This is a genomic window from Photobacterium aphoticum, from assembly GCF_001029435.1.
GTDB lineage: Bacteria > Pseudomonadota > Gammaproteobacteria > Enterobacterales > Vibrionaceae > Photobacterium > Photobacterium aphoticum.
Genome location: NZ_LDOV01000038.1, coordinates 1 through 1,982 on the forward strand (window position 1 = coordinate 1; position 1,982 = coordinate 1,982).

At 32.9% G+C, this 1,982-nt stretch carries 1 protein-coding gene; it reads right to left on the minus strand.

The features are described 5' to 3' along the window. Positions 1–173 precede the first annotated feature (173 nt). Complete coding sequence (locus ABT58_RS19490) at positions 174–1,670, minus strand: D-glucuronyl C5-epimerase family protein (RefSeq protein WP_146147190.1); 1,497 nt, start codon at positions 1,668–1,670, stop codon at positions 174–176. Positions 1,671–1,982 lie beyond the last annotated feature (312 nt).

A 1,982-nucleotide genomic window follows, 5' to 3' on the forward strand; every position in this document is an offset into this window, starting at 1 on the left:
GAATAATACGCACGAACCGACTCTGTTTTGGCTTGATTATGCACATCGAAAATCAAGCCGCTGTTTTATAATATATTTGATTCGCTTGGGCGCAAAATGGACACATCCAACAACTAAAGATTTAATAATTCACATACTACTCATTCTTAAAATGGGTAGTATGTGTTTATCAATTAATTTGTTTTCACTTTAAAACCAAAAGCATACTCATACCACCTATCATGGAATTCTTTAATCACAGTAGATTTGCTTATAGACATCATTACTTTTAATTGATGAACATGTGTAGCGTGATATGACCAACGAGCAATATTGGGATATGTTTTTGAAGAGATGTGAGTCAAGTCATACGCAGATCTATTACCCATATCATACAGTGGAAGAATATTTTCTAATGTATTAAACCCTTCTTCATACAAATCTCTTGCGTAAATGTTGCTATCATATTCTTGAAGATCATATAGTCCAAGCAATGCAAAAATAAAACCATTCAAAACATGGCTAGACGGTGTTGTAGGATATTCTTCGTAGACAGGCCTAGAATCATAATAATCAAGAACGCCACCTGAACTTACTGGAACTGAATATATTTGAAGAGCTGACCTTGCTGAATCAAGATATCCTTCATCCCCTAACAAGCTATGTGCTCGGACTAAATGTGAGATGGCTAAACCTTGTGCCATCGCTGAATACCAACCAGCTTTCATTACCTCAGTTCTTCCACTGTAGAACATGTGATCAAATTCAGACGGCCAAGCCCCTAGAGAATCTTGCTTTTCTAATAACCAATCAGCTACTCTTTTTATTATTCGTGTGTGATTTGTTTTACTAGTTGATACACTAAATACATCTACATCACCTCTTACCTTAACTGATAATAAACTCTTGTATGTTGCTCCAAACATTTTTTTAACGTCTGTTTGCAAATCTCTGAAAATAGTAATCCTTCTGTTTTCAAAAGTTTTCAAAGGAACACCAACATAATAGTACTTATCATTCAAACTATGACTACCTGAGCCTGCATTTAACTGTATATGCTTTATACCATCCGTGGTTTCGACTTCAAAGTATACCCTATAATTTGCATTTCTAAAGGCAAGGTCTAAATTAATGTACTTTTCACTACTGTTAATCTTCAGCATATAAGAACTATCTAAGCCTGTGAATCTTACGCCTTCACCATTTGCTGATATATTATCTTGACCAGAATAATTTATCCATTTATCAACAGAATTATCATAATTACTATCTATATCGCAATTATGTCCACATTTCAACTTTTGTGCATGATGGGATATACCATAATGCAATATCGATATTGGGTAATAATGCTGCCCCCACCTAAAGTTATTTACAGGTATTGAGTGTCCATCAAAATAATTATCCCAATTTTCAACTGCAATTTTATCAAAATTAAGGTAATTACCAGTCGGTGTATAACCTGCAACATCTCTAAATATTGCATTGTTATGCTTAAAATATACAACCCCATTTTTTTCACTCGAATATGCTTCATAGTATGGCTTGATAAAAGAAAATGGAAAATATATTTCATCTCCTTTTTTTATACCATCAATAATCTGCCTACCTTCATTGACATCAACAACAATAGGTTCGTACGAACAGACAAATGACGGATACAACAATAATATATACATTAATCTTTTCAATTTTTAGCCTCCGCTAACTCATAACAACAAAGTCGATATGATAGACATGAAAAAACAAAGCTTCATTGATATTGATCCATATAAACGACTGTAAAATTAACACTTAACGATGCAATAAATATTAATTACATTATATTTGCGATTCATAACTCATTTATTGTATTTCAATAAAGACTTTGAATAGCATTTCAAAGTATCCATAAGGATTTTAACTTCATACTTACTATTGGTAATCCAGTTACAAGCTGAAAAATTTCTCTTATAAATCATTGTCCTGCAAACCATCCAATTCAGGGCGAGAGCATGAATGCT